Below are 23,228 nucleotides of genomic sequence, written 5' to 3'. Positions count from 1 at the left end.
GGGTCCCCGCGCGGAGAGCTAAATTGGTTGATGTCAAGCAAGTAAATGTCCCGGTGGGAGTGGATGCCCCGTGGGAAGGACTGCTGCTGATCCCGGCGACACCGGAGACCTGGTCGCCAGCGGCGCACGGCCGCGCTTCGCACCCGGGCCGGGCTACAAATGGGTCGCCCTGTCGAATACGACGCTGGGCGTGCTGATCGCCTCCATCAATATGTCGATCATGCTCATCGCGCTGCCCGACATCTTCCGGGGCATCGGCGTGGACCCGTTGCGGCCGGGCAACACGAGCCTGCTGCTGTGGCTGATCATGAGCTATCTGGTGGTCACCGCCGTGCTGGTGGTCAGCTTCGGCAGGCTCGGCGACATGTACGGCAGGACCCGGATGTACAACCTGGGCTTCGCCGTCTTCACCGTCTTCTCCGTGCTGCTGTCGGTGACCTGGCAGCACGGCACGGCCGGCGCCCTCTGGCTGATCGCCATGCGGGTCCTGCAGGGCGTCGGCGGCGCGATGCTGATGGCCAACTCCAACGCGATCCTCACCGACGCCTTCCCCGCCCGGCAGCGCGGCCTCGCCCTCGGCCTGAACCAGGTCGCGGGCATCACCGGATCGTTCGTCGGCCTGGTGCTCGGCGGGCTGCTCGGGCCCGTCAACTGGCGGCTGGTCTTCCTGGTGTCGGTGCCGTTCGGCGTGTTCGGCACCGTCTGGGCGTATCTGAAGCTGCGGGACAGCGGTATCCGCACCCCGGCCCGGCCCGACTGGTGGGGCAACCTCACCTTCGCGGCCGGCCTGATCGCCGTGCTGACCGGGATCACCTACGGCATCCAGCCCTACGGCGGCCACACCATGGGCTGGAGCAACCCCGCCGTGCTCGGCGCGATGGCGGGCGGGGTGCTGCTGCTGGCCGTCTTCTGCGTGGTCGAGACGAAGGTGCCGGCGCCGATGTTCCGGCTCGGGCTCTTCCGGATCCGCGCGTTCACCGCGGGGAATCTCGCCAGCCTGCTCGCCTCGCTCGGTCGTGGCGGCCTGATGTTCCTCCTCATCATCTGGCTGCAGGGCATCTGGCTGCCGCGGCACGGCTACGGCTTCACCGAGACGCCGCTGTGGGCCGGCATCTACATGCTGCCGCTGACGCTGGGCTTCCTGGTGGCGGGGCCGGTGTCGGGATGGGCGTCGGACCGGTTCGGGGCACGGACCTTTGCCACCGGCGGCATGCTGCTCGCGGCCGGCACCTTTGTGGCGCTGCAGGCCCTGCCGGTGGACTTCGGCTACCCCAGCTTCGCGCTGATCCTGCTGCTCAACGGCGTGGGGATGGGTCTGTTCGCGGCGCCCAACCGGGCCGCCGTCATGAACAGCCTGCCGCCCGACCAGCGCGGCGTGGGCGCCGGCATCAGCACCACCTTCCAGAACTCGGCCATGGTGCTGTCCATCGGCATCTTCTTCTCCCTGATGATCGCGGGCCTGGCCGGATCCCTGCCGCACACCCTCTCCAGCGGACTGACCGCCCAGGGTGTCCCGCCGGCCGACGCCGCCAAGATCGCGGCGCTGCCGCCGGTGGGGGTGCTGTTCGCCTCGCTGCTGGGCTACAACCCCGTCCAGACCCTCCTCGGACCGCAGGTGCTCGACCAGCTGCCGCCCGGTCATGCCGCGTATCTGACCGGCCGGGAGTTCTTCCCCCAGCTGATCTCCCAGCCGTTCTCCGACGGGCTGGCCGTCGCCTTCGACTTCGCCATCGCCGCCTGTCTGATCGCCGCCATCGCCTCGATGCTGCGTGGCGGGCGGTATGTCCACGACGACCGGGCGCCCACCCCGGCGGGGAGGGCCCCGGCGCCGGTCGCGGCAACCGTGGCCGAGACCCCCGACACCGCACCCCCAGCCCATCCCGGCGCGGCCACCGCCACCGACGCCCCGCCACCCCCGGCCCGACCCCCGGCCCCACCGGCGGCCCCACCGCCGGCCCCGCCCTCGCGCCACCCGAGGAGCCCCTGATGGACCAGTCCGACGCCACGACCGGGCGGGTGCGAGGCCCCGCGCCCGAGCCCGCCGAGCTGGCCGGCCGGCTGCGCGCGGTCATCCAGCAATTGCTGCCGCTGCTGCGCGGCCAGAGCCTGCACCGCGACCTCACCCCCAGCCGGATGGCCGCCCTCGCGGTGCTCGCCGCCCACGGCCCCCTGAGGGTCGGTGAACTCGCCGCGCGGATGAACATCGCGCTGTCCACCGCCTCCCGGATGGTCGATCTGCTCGGCGGCTGCGGCTGGATAGCCCGCCGCCCCGACCCCGACGACCAGCGCGCCAGCCTGATCAGCCTCAACGACGACGGGCTCGCGCTGCTCGGCGCCGTACGCCGGGAGACCACCGGCATGCTCGCCGAGCGGATCGCCCGGCTGGCCCCCGGCCGGCAGCGCCTGCTGCGCGACGCACTCCCCGCGCTGGAAGATCTTGCCGAGTGGGCACAGCCACCGGCCGCCCGCCCGGTGCGCAGACCGGCCGGCCCCGCCGACGCCGTGACCTGACGCCCGTCCCGCCTGTCGCCCCGTGCCCGTACCCGCACTCGTCCACCGAGGCGTGGTGGTCATCCACCACATGCCCGGCTACGACGCCGCCCCCAAGGCGATCACCCGCTGGTTCGCCGCCGCAGGGCGGTGTCCCCGACGCCCGGCTGATCGGCGATGCCGCGGGCGCCGCCCGGATGTGGGAGTCTCTGTGCGGGCCGGCGCGACCATCGTGCGGCGATGTCGATGCGCACCCCGGAGCGCACGCGCGGAGTCACCTACGGCAGTCTCTCGCCGCTGTACATCATCGGCCCTCCGCGTGCCCACCGCTCCCGGTGAGTGGGCAGCCGTGCCCCTGACAGAGTGCGCGACGACCGGCCGTGGCCCGGCCGGCCAACGTGCCGCCTTGGCTGCCTACCGGCCGAGGTAGGCGCTCGGCGAGAGCCACGTGGGACGGGGCAGGCCACAGTGCTCCTTGGCTTTGTTCACGAGAACGGGCTCTGGTCCACTTCGTGTGGTCGCGTGACTCTCGGTTACGCCAACAGGACTCGTTTGCGCAGGAGCTCGAATCCTGCGCGGCCGAACATCTGGCGCTTGAGCACGGTTCCGTAGACACGGCCCTTGCGCTGGGCGTACTCGTCCACGCCGACCACGCGGGGTACTGCGGTGGCGGGGTCCGGAAGCGAGGCGATCAGCCTCAACCGGGTGTTCCGGCCGACCGGAACCTTGAGGGCGTCCGCCATCCGGGCGCCGGCCCGGCCCGCGAGCGCAAGACCGACCGACACCAGCGTCGACCGAAGCCGCCCGGTCCGTCGCCCGAACCTGCGGGTGAGACCGGGTACGTGCTCGGCGAAGGTCATGCGCTCGCAGGATTCCTCCTCGCAGACGAACCTCCACACCCGCAACGACACCACGACGAACGTGCCCGCCGTCGGCAGATCACGAGGAAATCGCAGGTAGGAGCCGTGTATTCGCCCCGACCAGCACCCGCACCCCGGACAGGCCGCCCGCCCTGCGGTCGTACGGGCCTCGACCCGGACGACCGTGTCGATCACCTCGACCGATTCCACCCACACGCCCTCGACCGAGGAGAACAGCAGCTCGTTCAACTGCGGCAGCACTTCGTTCACGGCGAAGGGCTGTCGACCACACCACCGTCCAGCCAGGCGATTTTCGGGCGGACTTCAGTGGTCGTAGGCGGTCAGCGCGCGCATGACTGGCCGGCCGCGCATGAAGCTGGCTCCACTCATCAGCCCCCTTGGAATCGATCATCTAGGGAACCGGGAGGCGCTCTACCGGCGGACCGCCGAGATCAGTCCGCCGGGCCGCTCCTCGCGCTGCGGCGGGGTGCTGATCGGGCGGCCGTAGGCGGCAGCGCGCTCGCGCAGGGTGTGGCTGTCGGCCTCCCAGCCGTGCCCGGCCAGCCAGCCCACCGGGTCGTCGGGCATCTCCGAGATCCACATGGACGCCGCCGATCCCTGCGCGGCGTCCGCGCCGAAGCGCTCGATCACGCCGCGCGAGCCCAATGTCAGCCCCATCCGACTGCCTGCCGCCGACTGCGCGCTGATCCGGGCCAGCAGTAGCTCCACCGCCTCCTCGGGCAGATAGATCAGTAGTCCTTCGGCGATCCACACGGTCGGCACCGCCGGGTCGTGCCCTGCGGCGGCCAGCGCGCCTGGCCAGTCCTCACGCAGATCCACCGCGACGGTGATCCGCTCGCAGCGTGCGACGGCCCGCTCCTGGCGCAGCACCGAAGCCTTGAAGTCCAGTGGCGCGGCGGTGTCGACCTCGAACAGCCGGGTGCCCTCGGGCCAGTCCATCCGGAAGGCCCGGCTGTCCATGCCGGCGCCGAGCAGCACGACCTGCCGGACCCCGGACGCGGAGGCCTGTTGCAACAGGTCGTCGAGGAACTTCGTCCTGATGACGATGGAGAACGACACGGCCAGCCGGCGGCATCGCGCGGCCTCGTCATCGGGCAGCGGCGGCGAGGAGGGCCACAGGCCGCCGGCGGTGGCGAAGGCCTGTGCCAGTGGGTCGCGGAAAAGCGCGTTCTCCCGCTCGGTCTCCAGCGCCCGCACCCTGGCCACCCCCACCGCCGTGGCCCACACTCCCGACGGCTGCACCCGCTCCTGCCCATCAGTCACCGCGCCAGCCTAGATGATCGATTCCAAGGGGCCTGATAAGGGGAGCCAGCTTCATGCGCGGCCAGCCAGCCCCTGGCAGCGCGGTTCGCACGAGAACACCAACGGCCTGCTGCGGCAGTACTTCCCCAAGGGCACCGACCTGTCCACCCACACCCGCGAGCACCTGGACGCCGTCGCCGCCGAACTCAACGGCGACCACGCAAAACGCTCGGCTGGGAAACCCCGGCCGAGCGCCTGCATGAACTACTCGCCGCCTGATCAAACCAACCCGGTGTTGCGACGATGCCTGGAAACCGCCGAGTTCAGCAGGGGCCCACGGTGTAGAGAGCTGCGGAGGGCCGGGACCTGTCCTCGATGAGCGGCATGCCGGCCGACATCAGCTACCGTCTGCTGCCGGTCTGACGGCCCGGCCTCACTTCAGATGTCGGGTGAAGAACTGGGCTGCGGCGTCCCCCGCGAACTGCGGGACGCCGGTGTGCCCGCCCATATTGGCGTGCAGGGACTTCTCCTTGGAGCCGAAGGCGTCGAACAGGTCCAGGGCCGCCTGCCGGTCGTTCCCTTCGTCGTCCCACTGCAGCAGGACGTGCAGCGGAATGGTGACCTGCCGGGCCTCCTCGAACATGGCGCGAGGCACGAAACTCCCGGCGAACAGAACGGCGGCCGAGATGCGCGGCTCGACCGCCGCCAGGCGGATGCCGATGGAGATCACTCCCCCCGAGTACCCGACCGGGCCGCCGATCTCGGACAGCGCAAGGAGGGCGTCCAGGGCGGCCTGCCATTCCGGGACGGCCTTTTCGACCAGCGGGAGGGTGAGGGCGTCGACGATCTCGTCGCTGACCGGCTCGCCGGCCTCCATCGCCCGGCGCAGGTCGGCGCGGGCCTGCTCGGCGGCGGGCCAACGGGGCCGGTCGCCGCTTCCGGGGAGCTCGATGGTGGCCGTGGCGAAGCCATCCGCCGCGGAGTGCCGGGCCCGGGCCACCAGTCGGGGGTACATCTTGCGCAGCCCGAGGGGAGGGTGGCCCAGCAGGATCAGCGGCGCCGGTGCGGATGCGGATACCGATGCGGGTGTCCACAGGATGCCGGGGATCTCACCGAGGGTGAATTCGCGTTCGAGGACGCCGTCGTCGAGGCGCTGCTCGGAAGTGAAATGCATGGTCGTGCCTTTCGGGAGTGCACTGGAACGGCGCTCCCGGACGACCTGTCTATCGCCCGACCGTGACCCCGGAGGGGAGCACCCACGTCGATACTGCGTTCACGGGTACCACCTCCTCGATCTCTCGCACGGCCTCCGGAAAGCTAGCAGTGGTCGCCCTCGTCCGCCTAACGGGTTTTTGCGGAGTCTCCGTGGCGGGCGGAGGTAGGTGGCTGCGCTGGAACGTGCGGGGGCGCCGGGGCGGTGGCGTCCGTGGGGACTGCCGCCGGCTGTCCTGGTTCTGCTGGTTGCGGCCTACTTGCGCACAAACCTGACGATGCGCCAACTGGCCTTGCTGTTCGGGGTCTCCGTCCGCAGGCCGTGACGTCCCTGGTCGGCCCCGCTCGGCCGCTGCCCTAGAGTGCGAGGGTGCCGACGTACAGCATTGGTCAGGCAGCCGGGCTGCTGGGTGTGAGTTCGGAGACCGTCCGCCGATGGGCCGATGGCGGGCAGCTGCGGATGGACCGGGACGGCGCGGGGAACCGCGTCATCGACGGGGTGAGCCTGGCGGCGTTCGCCAAGGAGCGGGCCTCGGGACTGCATCCGGTGCCCGGCGATGTGCTGACGTCGGTGCGGAACTCGTTCGCGGGGATCGTCACCAAGGTTACCCTCGATGATGTGATCGCCCAGGTCGAGATCCAGTCGGGGCCGCACCGAGTGGTGTCGGTGGTCAGCCGGGAGGCGGTCGAGGAACTGGGCATCGAGGTCGGCGTGACCGCAACGGCCCGGGTGAAGTCGACCAACGTCCATATCGACCGGCCGGACGACCGGAGCTGAGCCCCCCTCAACGGCACAGCAACGCCGCCTGCAGATCCAGTTTGTGATCGAGCCGGGACAGATCGCGCCCGGTGAACGTCTCGATCCGCTGGATGCGGTAGTGCACCGTGTTCACATGCAGATGCAGTGTCTCGGCCGTACGTGCCCATGACCCGTGCTGCGCGAGGAACACCTCCAGCGTCTCCAGCAGCATCCGGTGCGAGGAGCTGCTGCCGCGCGCCAGCGGGCCCAGCACCCGGCTGCTGAAGGCCGTACGGACATCGGCGGGGACCCCGGCGAGCAGGGCGCCCAGCGTGCTGAGGTCCTCGACGGAGGTCACCCGGGCGGCCTCCGGGGCCGCGGCACGGGCCGCCGCCAGCGCATAACGCGCCTGGTCCAGCGCGGAGTTGAGCCCTTCGGCGGTCGCCACCGGTCCGCTGACCCCGGCGTGCAGCGGCGTCTGCGGCCGGCAGGCGTGCAGGGCCGGCCAGACCTCGGCGAGCGGGGTGCGTCCCTCGGTGCCCGGGTCCGCGTGCACGACGGCGACCGCCTCGCCGCCCGGGAGCCGGCCGGCCGCGAACGGTTCACCGGGGGAGTGCCGCAGCGCCTCGGTCAGGGCGCTCAGCGCCCCGCCGTCCTCCTCCCCGCCCAGCGCGGCCAGCACCACCCGGTACGGACCGGTGGTGGGCAGACCGCAGGCGCGCAGCGCTCCGTCGAGCGCCGCACCGTCGGCCGGGCCGGTGCCGGCGAGCGCGATCAGCTCGTCGGCCGCCCGCCGTTCGGCCGCCTCCCGCAGCTCGGCACGGTGGCGGTAGTGGGCGATGACCTCGGCGATCTCGTGCAGCACCCGCGGCGGGGCGTCGGCCGCCCCCCGAAGATGCAACTGCCAGCCGTCGTACGGTCCGTACTCCCCGTCGATCCGCAGACCGGTGCCGACCGCGGACCGCAGATCCCGGACCGCCTGCTGCGCCGAGAGGCCGGGGGCGGCCGGGGTCCGCGCGATCACCCGGCCGGTCGCCGTCAGCAGATAGCAGGGCGGCCCGCCCAGATGGGCAAAGGCGCGGTCCAGCAGCGCGTCCGGTCCGGCGTTCTCGGCGAGCAGACCGGCCAGCTCGGTGCGGACGTTCTCCGGCAGCGCGTAGTGATCGGTGGGGCGCCGGCTCAGATCTCCCCACTGGCGCAGATACACCGCCTCCGTGATGGCACGGAAGGTGGTGTGCGCGGGCACCGCGATCAGCACGATGCCGTGCGCTCGGCAGGCGTCGACGAGGACGTCCGGGACCTTGCCATGGGTCTCCTCGCCGGCCAGCAGCGCGGTGGCCCCGGCCGAGTGCAGCGCCGCGACGAAACGGTCGGTCTTCGCGGGGCTGTCGTCGGGCGACCACCACACCAGTCCGCTCAGCACCAGCTCGCCCGGCTGCAGGAACCGGGCCGGGTCCTCCAGGTCGGTGGCGGTGACACCACTGACCTCCCGGGCGAGCAGGGGGCCCTCGCCCCACAGCAGGGTCAGATCGAGCGAATCAACCTGGAGGAGATCTTGGACGTGCATGTGCTGGCTCCTTGGGCGGCTGCCGGGCGCGAGCCCTCGGCATCTCACATTCACGAGGCGAATGCGAGTGACAGCATCGTAAATGCAAGCTGATCAAGCCCATAGCCCTCTTGGTTGATCATCCAGATCCGCGGCCCGGCGTTGGTGTTTTTCCGTGCTGTGCACCAGTCGTGCCCGGCGGTGCGCCGTTGCTTCACTCAGCGGCACGGACCTGAACACGGTGCTGGAGGTGCGCGACGCCCGGCAGCGCACCCCTGGCGCACCGGCGACGCCTGGCTGGGTGGCGGCACCTACCTCTTCTCCGAACCGCAGCCGCACATACGGCGCCTGGTGGACCTCGGCCGGATGGGCCGGCAGCCGCTGACCCGCCGACCGGACGGCTCGCTGGAGATCGCGGCGACCTGCACCATCGCCCAGCTCTCCCGCTTCGCGGCGGCCTACGACGCCCCGGCGGCACCGCTGTTCGAGCAGTGCTGCCGCGCCTTCCTGGCCTCGTTCAAGATCTGGAACATGGCGACGGTCGGCGGCAACCTCTGCAACGGACTGCCCGCCGGGCCGATGATCTCGCTGACCGCCGCACTCGACGGCAGCTGTCTGCTCCAGGCGCAGGACGGCTCGCTGCGCCGCACCCGGGTCGCGGACTTCATCACCGGCGCCGGACGCAAGGACCTCGGCGCGGGCGAACTGCTCCGCTCGGTCACCCTGCCCGCCCGGGCGCTCATGTGCCGTACCGCCTTCCGACAGGCACCCCTGTACGGACTCGGCCGCTCCGGCGCACTGGTCATCGGCGCCCTCGACCCGCTCGACGGCTCACTGGCGGTGACCCTCACCGCCGCCACCGTACGGCCGTTCCGCCTCTGGTTCCCGCTGCCGCCGGACGCCGAGGAACTGCGCGACACCATCGAGCGGACGGTCGCCGACGGCGACTGGTTCGACGACATCCACGGACTGCCGGCCTGGCGCCGGCACATGGCGCTGCGGCTGGCCGAGGAGGTCCGGTCGGAACTCACCGGGAACCGCGGACTCACCAGGGACGGTGTGCGATGAGCTTCGAGATCCATGTCAATGAGCGGCCCTTCGACGCCGAACCGCGCCCCGGCCAATGTCTGCGCACCTATCTGCGCGACCGCGGCTGGTTCGGGGTCAAGAAGGGCTGCGACGCCGGCGATTGCGGGGCGTGCACCGTCCATGTCGACGGTGAGCCCGTGCACAGCTGCCTGTACCCGGCCGTCCGCGCCGAGGGCCGCCGGGTCACCACCGTCGAGGGGCTCGCCAAGGACGACGGTGAACTCCACCCCGTACAGCAGAGGTTCCTCGACGCGCAGGGCTTCCAGTGCGGATTCTGCACGGCGGGGTTCGTGATGACGACCGCCGCGCTCGACGAGGATCAACTCGCCGATCTGCCACGGGCGTTCAAGGGGAAATCTGTGCCGGTGCACCGGTTACCGGGCGATCGAGGGCGCGGTGCGCGGCGTCCGGCACGCCGAAGCGCCCTGCCCCGGACAGGGCGAAGCGCCCTGTCCGGGGCAGGGCGAAGCGCCCTGTCCGGGGCAGGCGGTGGGCCGCAATCTGCCCGCCCCGGCCGGGCCGCAGGTCGTCACCGGCACCGCCCGCTACACCTTCGACATCGACGTGCCCGTCACCCCCCGCGTTCCGCCGCTACCGGCTGCCGGCCTACGCCGATGTACCGCGCACCGAGGTGCACTTCATGCGGACCTCGGACGCCATCGGGCCGCTGGGCGCCAAGTCGATGAGCGAGAGCCCGTTCAACCCGGTGGCCCCCGCCTTCGCCCATGCCCTGCGGGACGTCACCGGGGTGCGGTTCACGGAGGTCCCGCTGCTGCGCGACAAGGTGTGGCCGGCTCTGGAGGAGCATCGCGCCGGCGGTGCGGTACCGGGCCGGTCGGCGGGACGGCATCCGTCGCGGGAAGAGTCGGTGTGAGGCGACCGGACGGCGAGCGGCGTGGGCGGCGTGGCGTCGCACGGGTGGCGTGGGGTGGCGTAATCCCGGTCCTGGACATGCCGCCCTCTTGGCCCCTTTTGCCTCACAACAGCAAGGGAAAAATGCGGCGGAGGGTGGCATCCGAGATTCACCGGCGGATCGGTCGGGCATCACAGGGAGGCAGCCGCCGCGTGGATCGCCCCAAGGGGGACTCGAATGAGCCGACTCAGCCCGCCGTCCCGCACCACCGCCGTACGCCCGACGCCCGGGGTTTCCGTATCAGCCGGACCCCGGCGCTTTCTGATCCACGGTCAGTTGCGCCGGCCGCTCACGCTGACCGTCGCGGACCTGCGGGAGCGGTGGCCGCAGCGCCGGGCCGAGGTGGTCTTCGACTGCGCGACCAACGGGCCGCAGCACCACACCTTCGAAGGGCCGCTGCTGCGGGACGTCCTCGACGAGGCGGGTCCGGCCTTCGACGCCCGGCGGCGCAAGGACCGCTCCCGCTACCTGCTGGCCGTCACCGGCGGGGACGGGCACCACACGGCGCTGTCCTGGGCGGAGATCGACCCCGACTTCGGCGATGCGCCGGTCCTGCTGGCCACGGCCATGGACGGGCGCCGGCTGGACGAGGCGGGCAGCCAGCTCGTGGTGCCCTCCGACCGTTGCGGGGCGCGTTACATCAGCGCGATCACCGGCATCTGGGTCGGCGTCTGTGACCCGCCGGAGCCGTCGTAGCGGCCGCCGGAAATGTCGAAGTCCCCCGTCGGCCGGGGGACGTGGGGGCGCGGCGTGCTCAGGCGGCGGCGAGTGAGATCTCGGTCGACTTGATCAGCGCGGTGACCTCGGAGCCCGTGGTCAGACCCAGGTCCTCGACCGCGTCCTTGGTGATCGCGGCGGTCAGCTCGCCGCCCGCGACGGCGACCTTGACGCCGGCCATCGCGCCACCGGTGGCGATATCGGTGACCGTGCCGGGGATCTGGTTACGGATGCTGAGGCCGTCGACCGTGCCGGTGGCGAGCGCGACCTCGGTGGACTTGATCAGCGTGCGTACCTCGAAACCCTCCTCGATGCCGAGCTCGTTGACCGCCTCCAGGGTGATCGCGGCGGTGATCTCCTGGCCGCTCGTCAGGCGGACCTTGACGGTCGCCATGACCTCGCCGGGGGTGACGGAGACGACGGTGCCGGGAATCTGGTTTCGGATGCTCAGGCTCATGGAAGTGCCTCATCTGGGAAGAGGAAGGTCAGAGCGAAATGTCGGGAATCTTCCGCTCTGTCGTCAGCACTCTAGCCACTTCCTCCCGGTATACGAGGTGGGTGCGAGCCGGGCGTCGGGCCTTTGTTCCTTCCTCCAAGGAGCCTGGCATCTGCCATATAGCTTCGCCTTATGAATTGCAAATGCGAGCCAAAGTCGCCTATCTTGTCGCACATGCAGTCCTACACGATCGGCCAGGCGGCGCGGTTGCTGGGCGTCAGCCCGGACACCGCCCGCCGCTGGGCGGACGCCGGCAAGGTCGCGACCCATCGCGACGACAGCGGCCGCCGCCTCATCGACGGCCGCGATCTGGCCGCCTTCTCCATCGAGGTGGCGCAGAACGGCACCGGTGAGGACGACCCCTCGTACACTTCCGCCCGCAACGCCTTCCCGGGCATCGTCACCGCCGTCAAGCTCGGCGATGTCGCCGCCCAGGTCGAGATCCAGGCCGGTCCGCACCGCCTGGTGTCCCTCCTTACCCGGGAAGCGGTGGAGGAACTGGGCCTGGAGGTCGGCATGCAGGCCACCGCCCGCGTGAAGTCCACCAGCGTGCACATCGACCGCGGCTGAGCCACCGCGGTCGCAGCTGATCCACCGCGGTACCACCCGCCCCGCACCGCACCTACCGTCCCCACCGGTCGGCTGCCTCATCTCAGCGGCGTCGCCCGTCCACGGCGCGGCTTTTCCATCCGCTCGGACGATCCCTGTCGTCCCGCGTCACAAGGAGTCCCGCCTCATGTCCCAGCTCTTCACCGGGCGCCGCGCCGCCGCCGCGATCGTGACCGCCGCCCTCCTCGTCCCGCTCGCCGCCTGCGACGGCAACGACGGCAAGAAGGACGACGGTGCCAAGAAGTCCGGCGGCGGCGTCACCAAGACGGAGCTCACCGTACTGGCCGCCTCATCGCTGACCGATGTCTTCAAGAAGGCCGGCGCGGTGTACGAGAAGGAGCACCCGGGCACGAAGGTGAACTTCTCCTTCGCCGGCTCCCAGGAACTGGCCGCCCAGGTCAGGGAGGGTGCCCCCGCCGACGCCGTGGTCACCGCCGACACCAAGACCATGGACGGGATCAAGGTGGACGTCGGCACCCCCACCGTCATCGCCAAGAACCGTCTGGTCATCGCCACCGGTGAGGGCAACCCCAAGAAGATCGGCAGCCTCAAGGACCTCACCGACAGCAAGCTGAAGGTCGTCCTCGCCGCCTCCCAGGTGCCGGTCGGCCGCTACAGCAAGCAGGTCCTGGACGCGCAGAAGCTGAACGTCAAGCCGGTCTCCCAGGAGCCCAACGTGCGCGCGGTGCTCAGCAAGGTCGAACTCGGCGAGGCCGACGCCGGTCTCGTCTACAAGACGGACGCCGCCACCGCGCCGAAGAAGGTCGACGCCGTCGACATCCCCGACGCCCAGAACGCCGTCGCCTCCTACCCGGCCGCGACCCTCAGCACGTCCCAGCACGCCGCTGCCGCCGCCGCGTTCGTGAAGTGGCTGAGCACGCCCGAGGCGCAGCAGATCCTGCGGCAGGCGGGCTTCCAGAAGCCGTAATCCCCGACGGCGCGCACGGGACTGTCCGGCTCGGGGGAGTGGACAGCCCCGTGCGCCGCCCGCCGTCCACCGGCCCGCCCCGCTCCGATCCCAGGAACCGCGATGAGACGCCCCCGCACCGCTGCCGCGCCCCCGGCCGGCAGGCTGCGCGCGCCCGGTACCCGAACCCCCGTCGCGCTGGCCGTCCCCGCGCTGGTCGCCGTCGCCTTCCTGCTGATGCCGCTCGTCGGCATCCTCGCCCGCACCACCTGGAGCGACCTCGGCACCCATCTGACCAGCCCGGGTGTCCTCGAAGCGCTCCGGCTGTCGCTGCTGGTGTCCTTCTGGGCGCTGGGGCTGTCGCTGCTGCTGGGCGTACCGCTGGCCTGGCTGCTGGCCCGGGTCAGCTTCCCCGGCAAGGCGCTGGTCCGCTCTCTGGTGCTGCTGCCGATGGTGCTGCCGCCGACCGTCGGCGGTGTCGCGCTGCTGCTCGGTTTCGGCCGCCGCGGGCTGCTCGGCCCCTGGCTGGAGGACACCTTCGGCATCGTGCTGCCGTTCCACACCTCGGGCGCGGTGGTCGCGGCCACCTTCGTCGCGATGCCGTTCCTGGTCATCAGCCTGGAGGGCACGCTCGCCGGCCTGCGCCCCCGTTACGAGGAGACCGCGGCCTCCCTCGGCGCCTCTCCGGTACGGGTGTTCCGCACCGTCACCCTCCCCATGGTCGCCCCCGGCCTCGCCGCGGGCGCCGCGCTGACCTGGGCGCGTGCGCTCGGCGAATTCGGCGCGACGATCACCTTCGCCGGCAATCTGCCCGGCACCACCCAGACCCTGCCGCTCCAGGTCTATCTGCTGCTCCAGGACTCCCCGGAGGCCGCCACCTCCGTCTCCCTGCTGCTGCTCGCCATCGCCATGGCCGTCCTGATCTGTCTGCGCGGCCGCTGGACCGGTGCCACCACCGACCGCGCGGCCCGCAGCGCACGCGCCGCCGACGACACCGTCCCCCCGGCCCCTCCCACCACCGGCGTCCACCCGCCCGTCGCGCAGTCCGTCGCGCAGTCCGCCGCGCCCCAGGAGCGCTGGCCGCTGCACGCCGAGGTCACCGGCTTCAACCAGCTGACCCTGGACGCCGAACCGGGCACCACCATCGCCGTCGTCGGCCCCAACGGCGCCGGCAAGACCACCCTGCTGCGCGCCCTGCTCGGCCTCACCCCGCGCGCCCGCGCCGCGCTCCGCCTCGGCGACACCGACGTCAGTGCACTGCCCCCGCACCGCCGCGGCGTCGCCTGGGTTCCCCAGGACGGCGCGCTCTTCCCGCATCTGAGCGCCCTGACCAACACCGCATACGGGCTGCGCGCGCACGGCACCCCGCGCGCCGAGGCCCGCCGCGCGGCACAGCAGTGGCTCGACCGGCTCGGCGTCGGCCACCTCGCGCACCGCAAGCCCGCCCAGCTCTCCGGCGGACAGGCCCAACGCGTCGCCCTCGCACGGGCATTGGCCGCCCGCCCCCGCCTGCTGCTGCTCGACGAGCCGCTCGCCGCGCTCGACCAGACCACCCGCGCTCACGTCCGCCACACCCTGCGCGGCCATCTCGCGGGCTTCGGCGGCGTCTGCCTGATCGTCACCCATGACCCCGTCGAAGCGGTCTCGCTCGCCGACCGGGTTCTCGTACTCGACGGCGGGCGCGCCCTCCAGGACGCCCCGCCCGCCGAGGTCACCCGCCACCCGCGCTCACCCTGGGTCGCCCGGATGCTCGGCCGCAACGCCTGGCCGGGCACCGCCACCGGCGACCGCCTCGCGCTGGCCGACGGCGGTCATCTCGTCGTCGCCGACCAACTCCCCGACGGCGCCCAGGCCCTGGCGATCATCGCCCCCGAGGCGGTGTCCGTACACCTCGACAAGCCCGCGGGCAGCCCCCGCAACGTCTGGCCGGGGACCGTACGGGAGATCACCTCGGCGGGCAGCCGGCTACGGATCCTCGTCACCTCGCACCAGGCCCCCGACCTGGTGGCCGAAATCACCCCGTCGGCCGCCCTTGAACTCGGCCTCGCCGACGGGGTGTCCGTATGGACCAGCGTCAAGGCCACCGAGGTCTCGCTCGTGACACTCTGAGCGCCGACGGTGCCCGGTCAGTGCTCCGTGGCCGCCGGCTCCAGCACGAAAACCGGGATCTGACGGTCCGTCTTCTTCTGGTAGTCCTCGTAATCGGGGTACGCCTCGACCGCGCGCCCCCACCACAGCCCCTTCTCCTCACCCGTGACCTCACGGGCCGTCATGTCCCGGCGCACCGGGCCGTCCTGGAGCTCCACCCGCGGATCGGCCGCGACATTGTGGTACCAGACCGGGTGCGTGGGGGCGCCGCCCATGGAGGCCACCGCGGCGTACGTCCCGTCGTGCTCCACCCGCATCAGCGGGCTCTTGCGGATCCTGCCGCTCTTTGCACCCCGGGTGGTGAGGACGACGACCGGCAACCCGCGCAGTGTCGTGCCTTCCGTGCCGCCGGAGCTCTCGTACAGCGCGACCTGATCGCGCACCCACTGCGCAGGGCTCGGCTCGTACTCACCCTGAAGAGGCATGCTGTCCGTCCCATCCAACGAAGGCCTGTGTGAATCGACCGTGGCCGGCAGGACCGCCGCCCACGACCGTCATGTCCTTCGCTCAACAACCGTGGTGGGCACCATTATTCCGCTCACGCCGTCGTGTTCCGTGCGCCTCCCGCACGCGGAATGCGCTCTTTCCCACGGGCCGCGCCGCGCCTACGGTCTCGCCAATGAGCACCCAGCCACCCGCGCCGCAAGCCTCCGCGGCCCCCGCGCCACCCGTGGCCCCAACCCTGGAACAGAACGCCATCGGCACCGCTGACCTGGTCTTCTTCGTCGTGGCCGCGGCCGCCCCGCTGACCGTGATGGCCGGTGCGGCCCCGGTGGCGATCAAGATGGCCGGGCAGGCCGCGGCGCTCGGCTATCTCCTCTCCGGACTGCTGCTGATCGTCTTCGCCGCGGGCTTCACCGCGATGAGCCGCCATGTCCGCAACGCCGGCGCGTTCTACGCCTATATCGGCCGCGGGCTCGGACGGGCGGCCGGCGTCGGCTCGGCGTATGTGGCCCTGCTGTCGTACAACGCCATCGAGGTCGGCCTGCTGGCGGTGTTCGGCTGGTTCACCGGGGCCGGGTTCCGCGATCTGACCGGCGTCCGCGTCCCCTGGTGGGCCTGGGCGCTGGCAGGGCTCGTCGCCATCGGTGTCCTCGGCTGCCGCAAGGTCACCCTCAGCGCCAAGGTGCTCGGTGTCGCGCTGGCGCTCGAAGCGCTGATCCTGCTGGTCTTCGAAGCCGCGGTGTTCGCGCACGGCGGCGGGCCCGACGGCCCCCGGTTCGGCGCGCTCTCGCCGGAGCACCTCGGCACCGCGGGCGCCGGCGGCATGTTCGTCCTCTGCGTCGGCGCGTTCATCGGTTTCGAGGCCACCGCGATCTACGCCGAGGAGGCGCGCCGTCCGGAGCGCTCGGTGTCGCGCGCCACCTGTATCGCGGTCGGATTCCTCGCGCTCTTCTACACCTTCACCGTCTGGACGATCATCAACGCCTACGGGGCGGACCACGCACAGACGGTCGCGAAAGCCGCCACGGGCACCGACATGGTCTTCGCCGCCACCCGGCGCTTCGCCGGGGCCTGGGCCGCCGACGCCATGCATCTCCTCCTCATCACCAGCGCCTTCGCCGCCACCCTCGCCTTCCACAACGGCGCCACCCGTTACTTCTACGCCCTCGGCCGCGAACGCCTGCTGCCCCGCCGCCTCGGCACGGTCACCGCGCGGCACCGCTCCCCGGCCGCCGCCGTTCTCCTCCAGTCGGCGATCGCCCTGCTCGCCGTGCTCGCCACGATCCTCACCGGCCAGGACCCGTACGCCGTCACCTTCCTGTGGACCAACGGCACCGGCATCCTCGGCATCATGCTGCTGCAGGCGCTGGCCGCCCTCGCCGTCTTCGGCTTCTTCCGCGGCGACCGCCGCGGGTTGCCCGCCTGGCGTGTCGTGGTCGCACCGCTGGCCTCCTGCGCCGGTCTCGTCGTCCTCATCGTGCTGGTCTGCCGGAACTTCGGCCTTCTGACGGACGCGCCGACGGGCATCAATATCGCCCTGCTGGCACCCCTGCCGCTCGTCTTCGCCGCCGGACCGGTCGTGGCGCTGCGCATCCGGCGCCGGGATCCACGGGCGTACGAGCGGCTGACGACGGTGGACGCGGAACGCGGCTGAGCAACCGACCGGAGAGCGCGCGGACGCCGGACGGACGGAACCGGCTGGGGGAGGCGCGGGTACCGGCCCTCGTGCTCGGGGGCGGCCGCGACACCGCGACCGCCCCCGAGCTCCTGTCCGACGTCGCCCGCCGGATCCCCGTCAGGACACCAGTTCCACCGCCCGGAGGTTACGGCGGTGCTGCTCGGACCAGTTGGTCAGCGCGGCGCCGCAGGCGTGGTCGAGGTGCCGCAGCCCGCTGAGATCGAGTTCCACGTCCCGGTCGGCGGGCAGTGCCTCCAGCTGGTCCAGGATCTTGGGCAGCCGCAGGAAGGTGGCATTGCCGACGGCGCGTACCTGCACCGGCTCCTCGGCGTCGTCCGGGGTGTGGACCTCCAGGTGCACATGGGAGGTCTCCCAGGCCGTCTTCGCGACGGCCATCAGAAGGCCGATCAGGACGCCCTCGAACATATTGACCGTCACGATCGCAAGGGCGGTGACGAGCAGGACGACGGCCTCACCGCGGTGTTCACGCCACAGGGGCCGCAGCTCGCGCAGCGGGATGAGCTTCCAGCCCGCGTGTACGAGGACGCCCGCCAGCGCGGCCAGCGGCACCACACCCAGCGCCGCCGGGAACGCCGCGGCGAACACCAGCAGCCAGACACCGTGCAGCACCCGCGAGGCCTTGGTCTTCGCGCCCGCCTGGACGTTGGCGGCGCTGCGCACGATGACGGCGGTCATCGGCAGGGCACCGAGGACACCGCAGACGGCGTTGCCCGCACCCTGGGCCATCAGCTCCTTGTCGTAATCCGTACGCGGCCCGTCGTGCAGCCGGTCGACCGCGGCGGCGCTGAAGAGCGACTCCGCGGACGCGATCAGCGTGAAGGCGAGGACCGTGCCGAGCACACCGATCTCGGTGAGCCGGCCCAGGTCGGCGAGGCCGGGTGGCTGGATCGCGTCCAGCAGGCCGCTGACCTGGACGCGTGCGACCGGCAGATCGAGCGCCCAGACCGCGCTGGTGGCGAGCGTGACCGCGGCCAGCGGCGCGGGCAGGATGCGTGCGGCGCGGCGCCAACGGGGCCACAGCACCAGGACGGCGATGGTGCCGGCGCCGATGGCGAACGCGGCCAGCGCGGTCCCCGACCGTACGGTGTCGATGACCAGGCCCGGCAGCGAGCCGAGGTTGGCCAGCCCGCTGCCCGGCGCCTTGGCGTCGGTGAGGGCGTAGAGCTGTCCGGCGATCAGGACCAGACCGATGCCGGCCAGCATGCCCTGCACGACGGCGACCGAGATCGCCCGGAACCAGCGCCCCAACTTCAGTGCGCCCATGGCCAGTTGCAGCACACCGGCCGCCAGCACCAGCGCACCCAGCGCGCCGATGCCGTACTCCTTGACGGCTTCGAAGACCAGCACCGTCAGACCGGCGGCGGGGCCGCTGACCTGCAGGCTGCTGCCGGGCAGCAGACCGGTCAGCAGTCCGCCGACGACGCCGGTGACCAGTCCCAGCTCGGCCGGTACGCCGGAGGCGACCGCCACTCCCACGCACAGCGGGACGGCGACGAGAAAGACGACGAGGGAGGCGGTGAAGTCCGCCCGGAATGAGGTGAGTCGCTTCATGAGGTGCACGCTTGCCTTCACAGCGGGAGGAACAGGTCGGAGGTCGGCTGATGTGCTGCCACCAGGCCGGTGTGCACCTCGTAGAACCACCCGTGCAGCGTCACCTCGCCGGCGGCCAGGCGCTCTTGCACACACGGGTAGCCGCGCAGCCGGTCGAGTTGTTCGCGCACATGCTGCTGGACCGCGGCGGCGACCGTCGGCTCCTCGTCCTTGGGCAGCTCGTCGGAGAGCTGCTGGGCGAGCCAGTCCCGTACGGCGGGTGCGCCGGTCAGATCCTCGCCACGGGCCTTGGCGCCGACCGCGCCGCAGTGCGAGTGACCGCACACCACGATGTCGGCCACACGCAGCACCCGCATCGCGTACTCGATGGTCGCGGCCTCCGCGCAGGCCGCCATGCCTTCCTGGTAGACGGGGACGGCGTTGCCGGCCGTCCGGAGTTCGAAGAGTTCGCCGGGCTGTGCCCCGGTGATCAGGGACGGGATGACCCGGGAGTCGGAGCAGGTGATGAACAGGGCGAGAGGCGACTGGCCGGCCGCGAGCCGGCCGTAGGTTTCCTGGGCGTCACGTCGGTCGGCGATACGGGCCATCAGGCCCCGGGCATGCTGGATGAAGGTCTCCATGAGGAGGTCTCCTGCTGATGAGTGGAGCCACTGTGGGGGTGGTGGCGAGAACGTGCGAGGTGCGGCTGGTGGGGCAGGCCACCACAACCGCGTTCAGCAGCGGAACACGCAGTGCAGGACGGGGAGTGAGACCGGTCTGGCCGCCTTGGTTGAGCTGCCGGCGGAGGGGCCGCCGGAGGCCGTGCCGGCATGAGGCGCCGGCGGGCCGTCGGTGTACGGCGGCAGCGGCCGGCCGGGGTGGTGAGGGACTCCGACGGAGGTCCGGGCGGCGCCCCGGGGCTGGCCGCGTTCGGCCTCGCGCTTGGTCTTTTCCTCGTTGTTGTCGGAGCTGGGCTTGGCGGCCGGCGGGGCGCCCGCGGGCTTCGTGGCGGGCGCGGCGAAGGCGGTGGCCGCCGCGCCGGCGGCGGGCCCCACACCGCCCAGCAGGAACGCCAGGACGACGACGAGGGCGGTCAGGAGAGTACGGAGCCGACGCGGCAGCGGTATGCCGGGTATGCCGGTGTCCTTCCGCATCGTGGCCCCCCGTGGCTCGTTCATGCGTCTACAGCCTGTCTCAATAGTGCAGCATCCAGGTTTCCGGCGTGATAACGAGAAATGACGCCAAGTTTCAAGATTTCCCCGATTGTGCGCCGGCCGCACGTGATTGCGGGCCAGGGCCGTGTACAACCGTCGGTCGGACGGGAGTTCATGTCCGTTCCGTATCCGTACGGGGGGCCGCGCGAGCGGCGGGGTGCGGCGGCCGGCGGACCGACCAGGCGACCACCGGCACGACCGCCAGCGCGAGGATCCCGCCGGCCAGCGCCAGCGTCGGATAGCCGCCGAGGACGACGACCAGGCCCGAGGACGCGCCGCCGGTGGCACCGGCGAGCGCGATGCCGACATCCACCAGCCCCTGTGCCGAGGCGCGTCGGGCGGGCGGCAGTGCGTCGGTGACGATGGCGGTGCCGCTGATCAGCCCGAAGTTCCAGCCCAGGCCCAGCAGTACCAGCGCGGTGGCCAGCGCGGGAAGGGAGGACGGCGGGGCCACGGCGGCGAGGACACCGGCGGCCAGCAGGGTCACACCGGACGCGCCGGCGACCCACAGCCGGCCGACCCGGTCGACGAGCAGCCCGGTGAGCGGCGACGGCAGGAACATCGCGCCGACATGGAGGGCGATGACGAAACCGGCCGCCTGGGTGCCATGCCCGTGCGCCCGCATGTGCACGGGCGTCATCGTCATGACCGCGATCATCACAAGCTGGGTGAGGACCATGACCGTGGTGCCGGTGACCACCCCGGCCCGCCGCGGGCGGGCGGCCGTCCGGTCGTCGGAGTCGGCCGTCGGGCCCTCGGCCGTCGGGCCCTCGGCCTCCGCCACGCTCTTGTCCTTGGCCAGCGCCTCGGCCAGCCGGAGTGGATCCGGCCGCAGCAGACAGGCCAGTACCACCGCGGCCGACCCGAACGCGGCGGTGGCCAGCAGGAACGGGCCGGCGAGGCGCGGGATGCCCCAGGAGTGCGCCACCTCTCCCGTCAGCGTCACCAGATTGGGGCCGACCACCGCACCGAGCGTGGTGGCGAAGAGCACCGTGCTCACGGCGCGCCCGCGCCGCGCGGGGGAGGCCAGATCCGCTCCCGCGTAGCGCGCCATCAGATTCGTCGCGGTGCCCGCTCCGTAGACCAGCAGGGCCAGGAACAGCAGCGGAGCGTTGCCGAGGGCGGCCGCCGCCACGACCCCGAGGCTGCCGAGCGCCCCGACGCCGTACCCGAGCGCGAGCCCGGGGCGCCGGCCCCAGCGCCGGCAGATCTGGCCGATGCCGACGGCGCCGAGCGCGGACCCGGCGGTGAACAGCGCACTGGGCACGCCGGCCAGACCCGTCGAGCCGAGCAGTTCTTCGGCCAGCAGTGCGCCGACGGTGATTCCCGCGGCCAGGCCCGCACCGCTGAGTATCTGCGAGAAGACCAGCACGGCCAGAATGCGCCGCTGTTCCGGCACCTCGCGTAGGGCCGGGGCGCCGTTCCGTGCCTTCATGATTCCTTTCCGATCGAACCGGCGGTGAATGTCAGGGGTGAGGTGAGGGACAGGCCTTACGGAGTTGCCATCGGCTCCAGCGCCGCGATATCCGCGAGCGACAGCCCCATCTGCTCATGGAGGAAACGCACAATCGTCCAGTGCGGCAGCGCGCCCTCGTCGAACGGGCCGAATTCCTGGCAGTACAACGGGATCCAGCGCAGGGCTTCTTCGAGCGCCTGCTCGCGGCCCGGCTCCTGCTGGTAGTCCTCGTAGGCGATGCTGCGGTGTTCGATGAAGAACCGTCCCGGCAGCCGCTCCTCGCACAGTGCACGGTATTCGCGGGTCTGCAGGATGAGGTAGTGCCAGATCTCGTCGATGTCCTGCTCGACCGGCAGGAACAGCCCGCCGAGCCGGTCGTGGTGCCGGGAGACGAGATAGAGATAGCGCAGGCATTCGGTGACCTGACGCGCCACGAACTCCCGGGGCGCGGCGCTCTTTTCGTCGAAATACGTCACGACCTCGGCGTGCAGCGCCTCACCGAGCAGGTCCTTGAGATCGTCGGCGGATATCCGCGGCCGGCTGGTCATGTCTCTCCTGTCCGGGTGCTACTGACGTCGTTCGCGAGCCAGGCGTACTTTCCCGACTTGCCGATGGGGATATGCGTACGGTGGTCGAGCCGGCAGCGCCGCCCGGTCAGTTCCCCGATGCCCCGCTCCAACGCCGCGGCCTCCGCGGCCGCGACGGGTGCGCCGTTGAACGTCGTATACGCCAGTCGCGCACCGGAATCCCCGGTCAACTGCAACTGATGCACGAAGACGTGCGGCGAGGCCTCGCCGATGCACCGGTCGAGGTCGCCCTGTGCGACGGGCCCGTGCGGCGTGCTGAGCAATTCCTTCTGCCGGCCGCAGAATTGGGCGATCTTTCCGGGGTCGGCCGTACCGTCCAGTGTGCGGACGCAGTCACCCGAGCGGTACCGGATCAGCGGCATATAGGGATTGCGCACACTGGAGACGATGAGCTGGTAGATCGTGCTTCCGGCGGCGACCGGATGGAGCTCGACGCTCATCTTGTCGAGATGCGGCCAGTAGGTGCCGCGGCGGTCGCTGAAGTAGAGATAGCCGAGCTCGGTGCTGCCGAACAGATCGATGATCGGGCAGGCGAAGTGCTGTTCCAGATAACGCCGGACGTTGACCGGTGTGTATTCGTAGGCGTGGATGATGCTGGCGGGCGGCGGGAAGTCGTCCCACAGCCCCCACTCTCCGACCTTTCGCACCAGATGCGCAAGGTGATATCCGGAGCAGTCGAGGTGATACCAGCCGCGCGGGTGCGCCTGCCGGGCGGCCTGGATCTCGCCGAGCATCCGCACCACCTCGGCGCGCTCCCACTGCGCCGGGTCGAGCCGCAGATTGAGATAGCAGGTGCGTTCGTCGAGCCAACGGTCGTCGAGAGTGGGGACCGGCTCCGGCGGAGTGCCGCGCCGTGTGGCATTGACCCGCGCCACGTGTTCCGTCGCCAGCACCGTGGTCAGCGAGACGCGCCGGCAGCCCGAATCCCAGGTATGGGCGATATCGGGGTGCTCGCTCCACAGCCGGTAATAGGAGCGCAGCAGGAAATACGGGGGCCGGATGATCTGCATCCGGGCGTGGTTGGTGCCCGTCGAGAGCACGAACTCCGCCTCGCCGGATTCCAACGCCGCGGCCAGCCGGGGAGTCATCCAGTTGTCGGGGAAGCCGCGCGCGATCTCCGGCTTGTCGAGCAGGGGGAAGTAGCCCTTCGCCAGCGACTCGCGGTAGATCGGTATGTCGCGGATCTGCTCGATGACCTCGGCGGTCGGCTGACCATCCATGGAATCCTCGTCAACGCTCGGAACGGGGTGTCCGCAGGGGGAATTCGGGGCGCGGTGCCCGGGAGCGGGCGGTGACCGGCGGCGGGGGA

Annotated in this window: 21 protein-coding genes and 4 pseudogenes; 13 read left to right on the top strand and 12 right to left on the bottom strand. The window is 71.5% G+C overall.

All coding sequences use genetic code 11. The features are described 5' to 3' along the window. Positions 1-70 precede the first annotated feature (70 nt). Together KI385_RS06295 and KI385_RS06290 are read left to right on the top strand one after the other, a co-directional pair. Positions 71-1,987: an MFS transporter gene (locus KI385_RS06295; protein ID WP_425356875.1), complete on the top strand. Its 1,917-nt coding sequence runs from the start codon at positions 71-73 to the stop codon at positions 1,985-1,987. Continuing rightward, entirely contained in the window at positions 1,987-2,511 is a 525-nt protein-coding gene (locus KI385_RS06290; protein WP_238571227.1) for a MarR family winged helix-turn-helix transcriptional regulator, read from the top strand. The genes KI385_RS06295 and KI385_RS06290 overlap by 1 nt, the downstream gene beginning before the upstream one ends. Positions 2,512-3,023: 512 nt before the next feature. Here the strand turns inward: KI385_RS06290 and KI385_RS06285 are convergent. Continuing rightward, positions 3,024-3,620 (bottom strand): transposase family protein, encoded by a 597-nt coding sequence (locus KI385_RS06285; protein ID WP_238571226.1) that lies wholly within the window; start codon positions 3,618-3,620, stop codon positions 3,024-3,026. A 162-nt stretch (positions 3,621-3,782) separates the two neighbouring features. Beyond that, entirely contained in the window at positions 3,783-4,598 is an 816-nt protein-coding gene (locus tag KI385_RS06280) for a class I SAM-dependent methyltransferase (protein ID WP_238577581.1), read from the bottom strand. Between the two features lie 97 nt (positions 4,599-4,695). Between KI385_RS06280 and KI385_RS06275 the strand changes: the two are divergent. Further along, positions 4,696-4,892: pseudogene (locus KI385_RS06275) on the top strand (transposase); the annotation flags it as partial. A gap of 154 nt (positions 4,893-5,046) precedes the next feature. Here KI385_RS06275 and KI385_RS06270 read toward each other — a convergent pair. Continuing rightward, positions 5,047-5,787: a dienelactone hydrolase family protein gene (locus KI385_RS06270; RefSeq protein WP_238571225.1), complete on the bottom strand. Its 741-nt coding sequence runs from the start codon at positions 5,785-5,787 to the stop codon at positions 5,047-5,049. A gap of 217 nt (positions 5,788-6,004) precedes the next feature. Here KI385_RS06270 and KI385_RS06265 point away from each other — a divergent pair. Both KI385_RS06265 and KI385_RS06260 read left to right on the top strand, forming a co-directional pair. Further along, positions 6,005-6,136 (top strand): annotated as a pseudogene (locus KI385_RS06265) (transposase family protein); the annotation flags it as partial. A gap of 59 nt (positions 6,137-6,195) precedes the next feature. Then, positions 6,196-6,603 carry a TOBE domain-containing protein gene (locus tag KI385_RS06260; RefSeq protein WP_238571224.1) on the top strand — a complete coding sequence of 136 codons (408 nt, stop codon included), beginning with the start codon at positions 6,196-6,198 and terminating at the stop codon, positions 6,601-6,603. A gap of 7 nt (positions 6,604-6,610) precedes the next feature. On the opposite strand, the gene KI385_RS06255 is transcribed toward KI385_RS06260, so the two are convergent. After that, positions 6,611-8,131, bottom strand: coding sequence for a PucR family transcriptional regulator (locus KI385_RS06255; RefSeq protein ID WP_238571223.1), 1,521 nt, complete (start codon positions 8,129-8,131; stop codon positions 6,611-6,613). A 157-nt stretch (positions 8,132-8,288) separates the two neighbouring features. On the opposite strand from KI385_RS06255, the pseudogene KI385_RS06250 reads away from it, so the two are divergent. The 4 genes and pseudogenes from KI385_RS06250 (at position 8,289) to KI385_RS06235 (ending at position 10,808) form a co-directional block, all read left to right on the top strand. Beyond that, a pseudogene (locus KI385_RS06250) lies at positions 8,289-9,178 on the top strand (FAD binding domain-containing protein). Continuing rightward, a pseudogene (locus KI385_RS06245) lies at positions 9,175-9,769 on the top strand ((2Fe-2S)-binding protein); the annotation flags it as partial. The pseudogenes KI385_RS06250 and KI385_RS06245, both read left to right, overlap by 4 nt. A 70-nt stretch (positions 9,770-9,839) precedes the next feature. After that, on the top strand, positions 9,840-10,073 hold the full coding sequence (locus KI385_RS06240) for a hypothetical protein (protein WP_238571222.1): 234 nt from the start codon (positions 9,840-9,842) through the stop codon (positions 10,071-10,073). Positions 10,074-10,289: 216 nt separating this feature from the next. Then, a complete protein-coding gene (locus KI385_RS06235) occupies positions 10,290-10,808 on the top strand; it encodes a molybdopterin-dependent oxidoreductase (protein WP_238571221.1) in 519 nt (172 codons plus the stop codon). A gap of 58 nt (positions 10,809-10,866) precedes the next feature. Here the strand turns inward: KI385_RS06235 and KI385_RS06230 are convergent, their stop codons facing one another. Continuing rightward, the gene (locus KI385_RS06230) at positions 10,867-11,286 is read right to left on the bottom strand and encodes a TOBE domain-containing protein (RefSeq protein WP_238571220.1); all 420 of its coding nucleotides are present in this window, start codon (positions 11,284-11,286) and stop codon (positions 10,867-10,869) included. Positions 11,287-11,499: 213 nt separating this feature from the next. Here KI385_RS06230 and KI385_RS06225 point away from each other — a divergent pair, with 213 nt between their 5' ends. From KI385_RS06225 to KI385_RS06215, 3 genes are all read left to right on the top strand, one after another. Further along, positions 11,500-11,895 (top strand): TOBE domain-containing protein, encoded by a 396-nt coding sequence (locus KI385_RS06225; RefSeq protein ID WP_238571219.1) that lies wholly within the window; start codon positions 11,500-11,502, stop codon positions 11,893-11,895. 166 nt (positions 11,896-12,061) lie between these two features. Then, positions 12,062-12,862, top strand: a complete 801-nt coding sequence (modA, locus tag KI385_RS06220; RefSeq protein ID WP_238571218.1) for a molybdate ABC transporter substrate-binding protein — start codon at positions 12,062-12,064, stop codon at positions 12,860-12,862. Positions 12,863-12,964: 102 nt separating this feature from the next. Further along, positions 12,965-14,950 carry an ABC transporter permease gene (locus tag KI385_RS06215; RefSeq protein ID WP_238571217.1) on the top strand — a complete coding sequence of 662 codons (1,986 nt, stop codon included), beginning with the start codon at positions 12,965-12,967 and terminating at the stop codon, positions 14,948-14,950. A 17-nt stretch (positions 14,951-14,967) separates the two neighbouring features. Here KI385_RS06215 and KI385_RS06210 read toward each other — a convergent pair whose 3' ends face one another. Next, positions 14,968-15,414, bottom strand: a complete 447-nt coding sequence (locus tag KI385_RS06210; RefSeq protein ID WP_238571216.1) for a nitroreductase family deazaflavin-dependent oxidoreductase — start codon at positions 15,412-15,414, stop codon at positions 14,968-14,970. A 194-nt stretch (positions 15,415-15,608) separates the two neighbouring features. On the opposite strand from KI385_RS06210, the gene KI385_RS06205 reads away from it, so the two are divergent. Next, positions 15,609-17,087 carry an APC family permease gene (locus KI385_RS06205; protein WP_238571215.1) on the top strand — a complete coding sequence of 493 codons (1,479 nt, stop codon included), beginning with the start codon at positions 15,609-15,611 and terminating at the stop codon, positions 17,085-17,087. A 141-nt stretch (positions 17,088-17,228) separates the two neighbouring features. On the opposite strand, the gene KI385_RS06200 is transcribed toward KI385_RS06205, so the two are convergent. The 6 genes from KI385_RS06200 to KI385_RS06175 form a co-directional block, all read right to left on the bottom strand. Beyond that, positions 17,229-18,683: a SulP family inorganic anion transporter gene (locus tag KI385_RS06200; protein ID WP_238571214.1), complete on the bottom strand. Its 1,455-nt coding sequence runs from the start codon at positions 18,681-18,683 to the stop codon at positions 17,229-17,231. 17 nt (positions 18,684-18,700) lie between these two features. Beyond that, positions 18,701-19,303 (bottom strand): carbonic anhydrase, encoded by a 603-nt coding sequence (locus KI385_RS06195; RefSeq protein WP_238571213.1) that lies wholly within the window; start codon positions 19,301-19,303, stop codon positions 18,701-18,703. 93 nt (positions 19,304-19,396) lie between these two features. Then, a complete protein-coding gene (locus KI385_RS06190; protein WP_238571212.1) occupies positions 19,397-19,840 on the bottom strand; it encodes a hypothetical protein in 444 nt (147 codons plus the stop codon). Between the two features lie 148 nt (positions 19,841-19,988). Continuing rightward, on the bottom strand, positions 19,989-21,311 hold the full coding sequence (locus KI385_RS06185) for an MFS transporter (protein WP_238571211.1): 1,323 nt from the start codon (positions 21,309-21,311) through the stop codon (positions 19,989-19,991). 56 nt (positions 21,312-21,367) lie between these two features. Then, on the bottom strand, positions 21,368-21,880 hold the full coding sequence (locus KI385_RS06180) for a glycine-rich domain-containing protein (protein WP_128504915.1): 513 nt from the start codon (positions 21,878-21,880) through the stop codon (positions 21,368-21,370). Further along, positions 21,877-23,139 carry a hypothetical protein gene (locus tag KI385_RS06175; RefSeq protein WP_238571210.1) on the bottom strand — a complete coding sequence of 421 codons (1,263 nt, stop codon included), beginning with the start codon at positions 23,137-23,139 and terminating at the stop codon, positions 21,877-21,879. The genes KI385_RS06180 and KI385_RS06175 overlap by 4 nt, the downstream gene beginning before the upstream one ends. Positions 23,140-23,228 lie beyond the last annotated feature (89 nt).

The organism is Streptomyces inhibens (assembly GCF_022221585.1).
GTDB lineage: Bacteria > Actinomycetota > Actinomycetes > Streptomycetales > Streptomycetaceae > Streptomyces > Streptomyces inhibens.
The sequence above is the reverse complement of the archived record's forward strand: the minus strand, read 5'-3'. Positions and strand labels throughout refer to the sequence as shown.

Coding starts and splice junctions, on each gene's coding strand:
- KI385_RS06210 (WP_238571216.1), bottom strand. CDS start 15,414: ATGCCTCTTCAGGGTGAGTACGAGCCGAGCCCTGCGCAGTGGGTGCGC.
- KI385_RS06185 (WP_238571211.1), bottom strand. CDS start 21,311: ATGAAGGCACGGAACGGCGCCCCGGCCCTACGCGAGGTGCCGGAACAG.
- KI385_RS06230 (WP_238571220.1), bottom strand. CDS start 11,286: ATGAGCCTGAGCATCCGAAACCAGATTCCCGGCACCGTCGTCTCCGTC.
- KI385_RS06200 (WP_238571214.1), bottom strand. CDS start 18,683: ATGAAGCGACTCACCTCATTCCGGGCGGACTTCACCGCCTCCCTCGTC.
- modA (WP_238571218.1), top strand. CDS start 12,062: ATGTCCCAGCTCTTCACCGGGCGCCGCGCCGCCGCCGCGATCGTGACC.
- KI385_RS06290 (WP_238571227.1), top strand. CDS start 1,987: ATGGACCAGTCCGACGCCACGACCGGGCGGGTGCGAGGCCCCGCGCCC.
- KI385_RS06175 (WP_238571210.1), bottom strand. CDS start 23,139: ATGGATGGTCAGCCGACCGCCGAGGTCATCGAGCAGATCCGCGACATA.
- KI385_RS06270 (WP_238571225.1), bottom strand. CDS start 5,787: ATGCATTTCACTTCCGAGCAGCGCCTCGACGACGGCGTCCTCGAACGC.
- KI385_RS06195 (WP_238571213.1), bottom strand. CDS start 19,303: ATGGAGACCTTCATCCAGCATGCCCGGGGCCTGATGGCCCGTATCGCC.
- KI385_RS06180 (WP_128504915.1), bottom strand. CDS start 21,880: ATGACCAGCCGGCCGCGGATATCCGCCGACGATCTCAAGGACCTGCTC.
- KI385_RS06240 (WP_238571222.1), top strand. CDS start 9,840: ATGCGGACCTCGGACGCCATCGGGCCGCTGGGCGCCAAGTCGATGAGC.
- KI385_RS06205 (WP_238571215.1), top strand. CDS start 15,609: ATGAGCACCCAGCCACCCGCGCCGCAAGCCTCCGCGGCCCCCGCGCCA.
- KI385_RS06235 (WP_238571221.1), top strand. CDS start 10,290: ATGAGCCGACTCAGCCCGCCGTCCCGCACCACCGCCGTACGCCCGACG.
- KI385_RS06190 (WP_238571212.1), bottom strand. CDS start 19,840: ATGAACGAGCCACGGGGGGCCACGATGCGGAAGGACACCGGCATACCC.
- KI385_RS06225 (WP_238571219.1), top strand. CDS start 11,500: ATGCAGTCCTACACGATCGGCCAGGCGGCGCGGTTGCTGGGCGTCAGC.
- KI385_RS06215 (WP_238571217.1), top strand. CDS start 12,965: ATGAGACGCCCCCGCACCGCTGCCGCGCCCCCGGCCGGCAGGCTGCGC.
- KI385_RS06255 (WP_238571223.1), bottom strand. CDS start 8,131: ATGCACGTCCAAGATCTCCTCCAGGTTGATTCGCTCGATCTGACCCTG.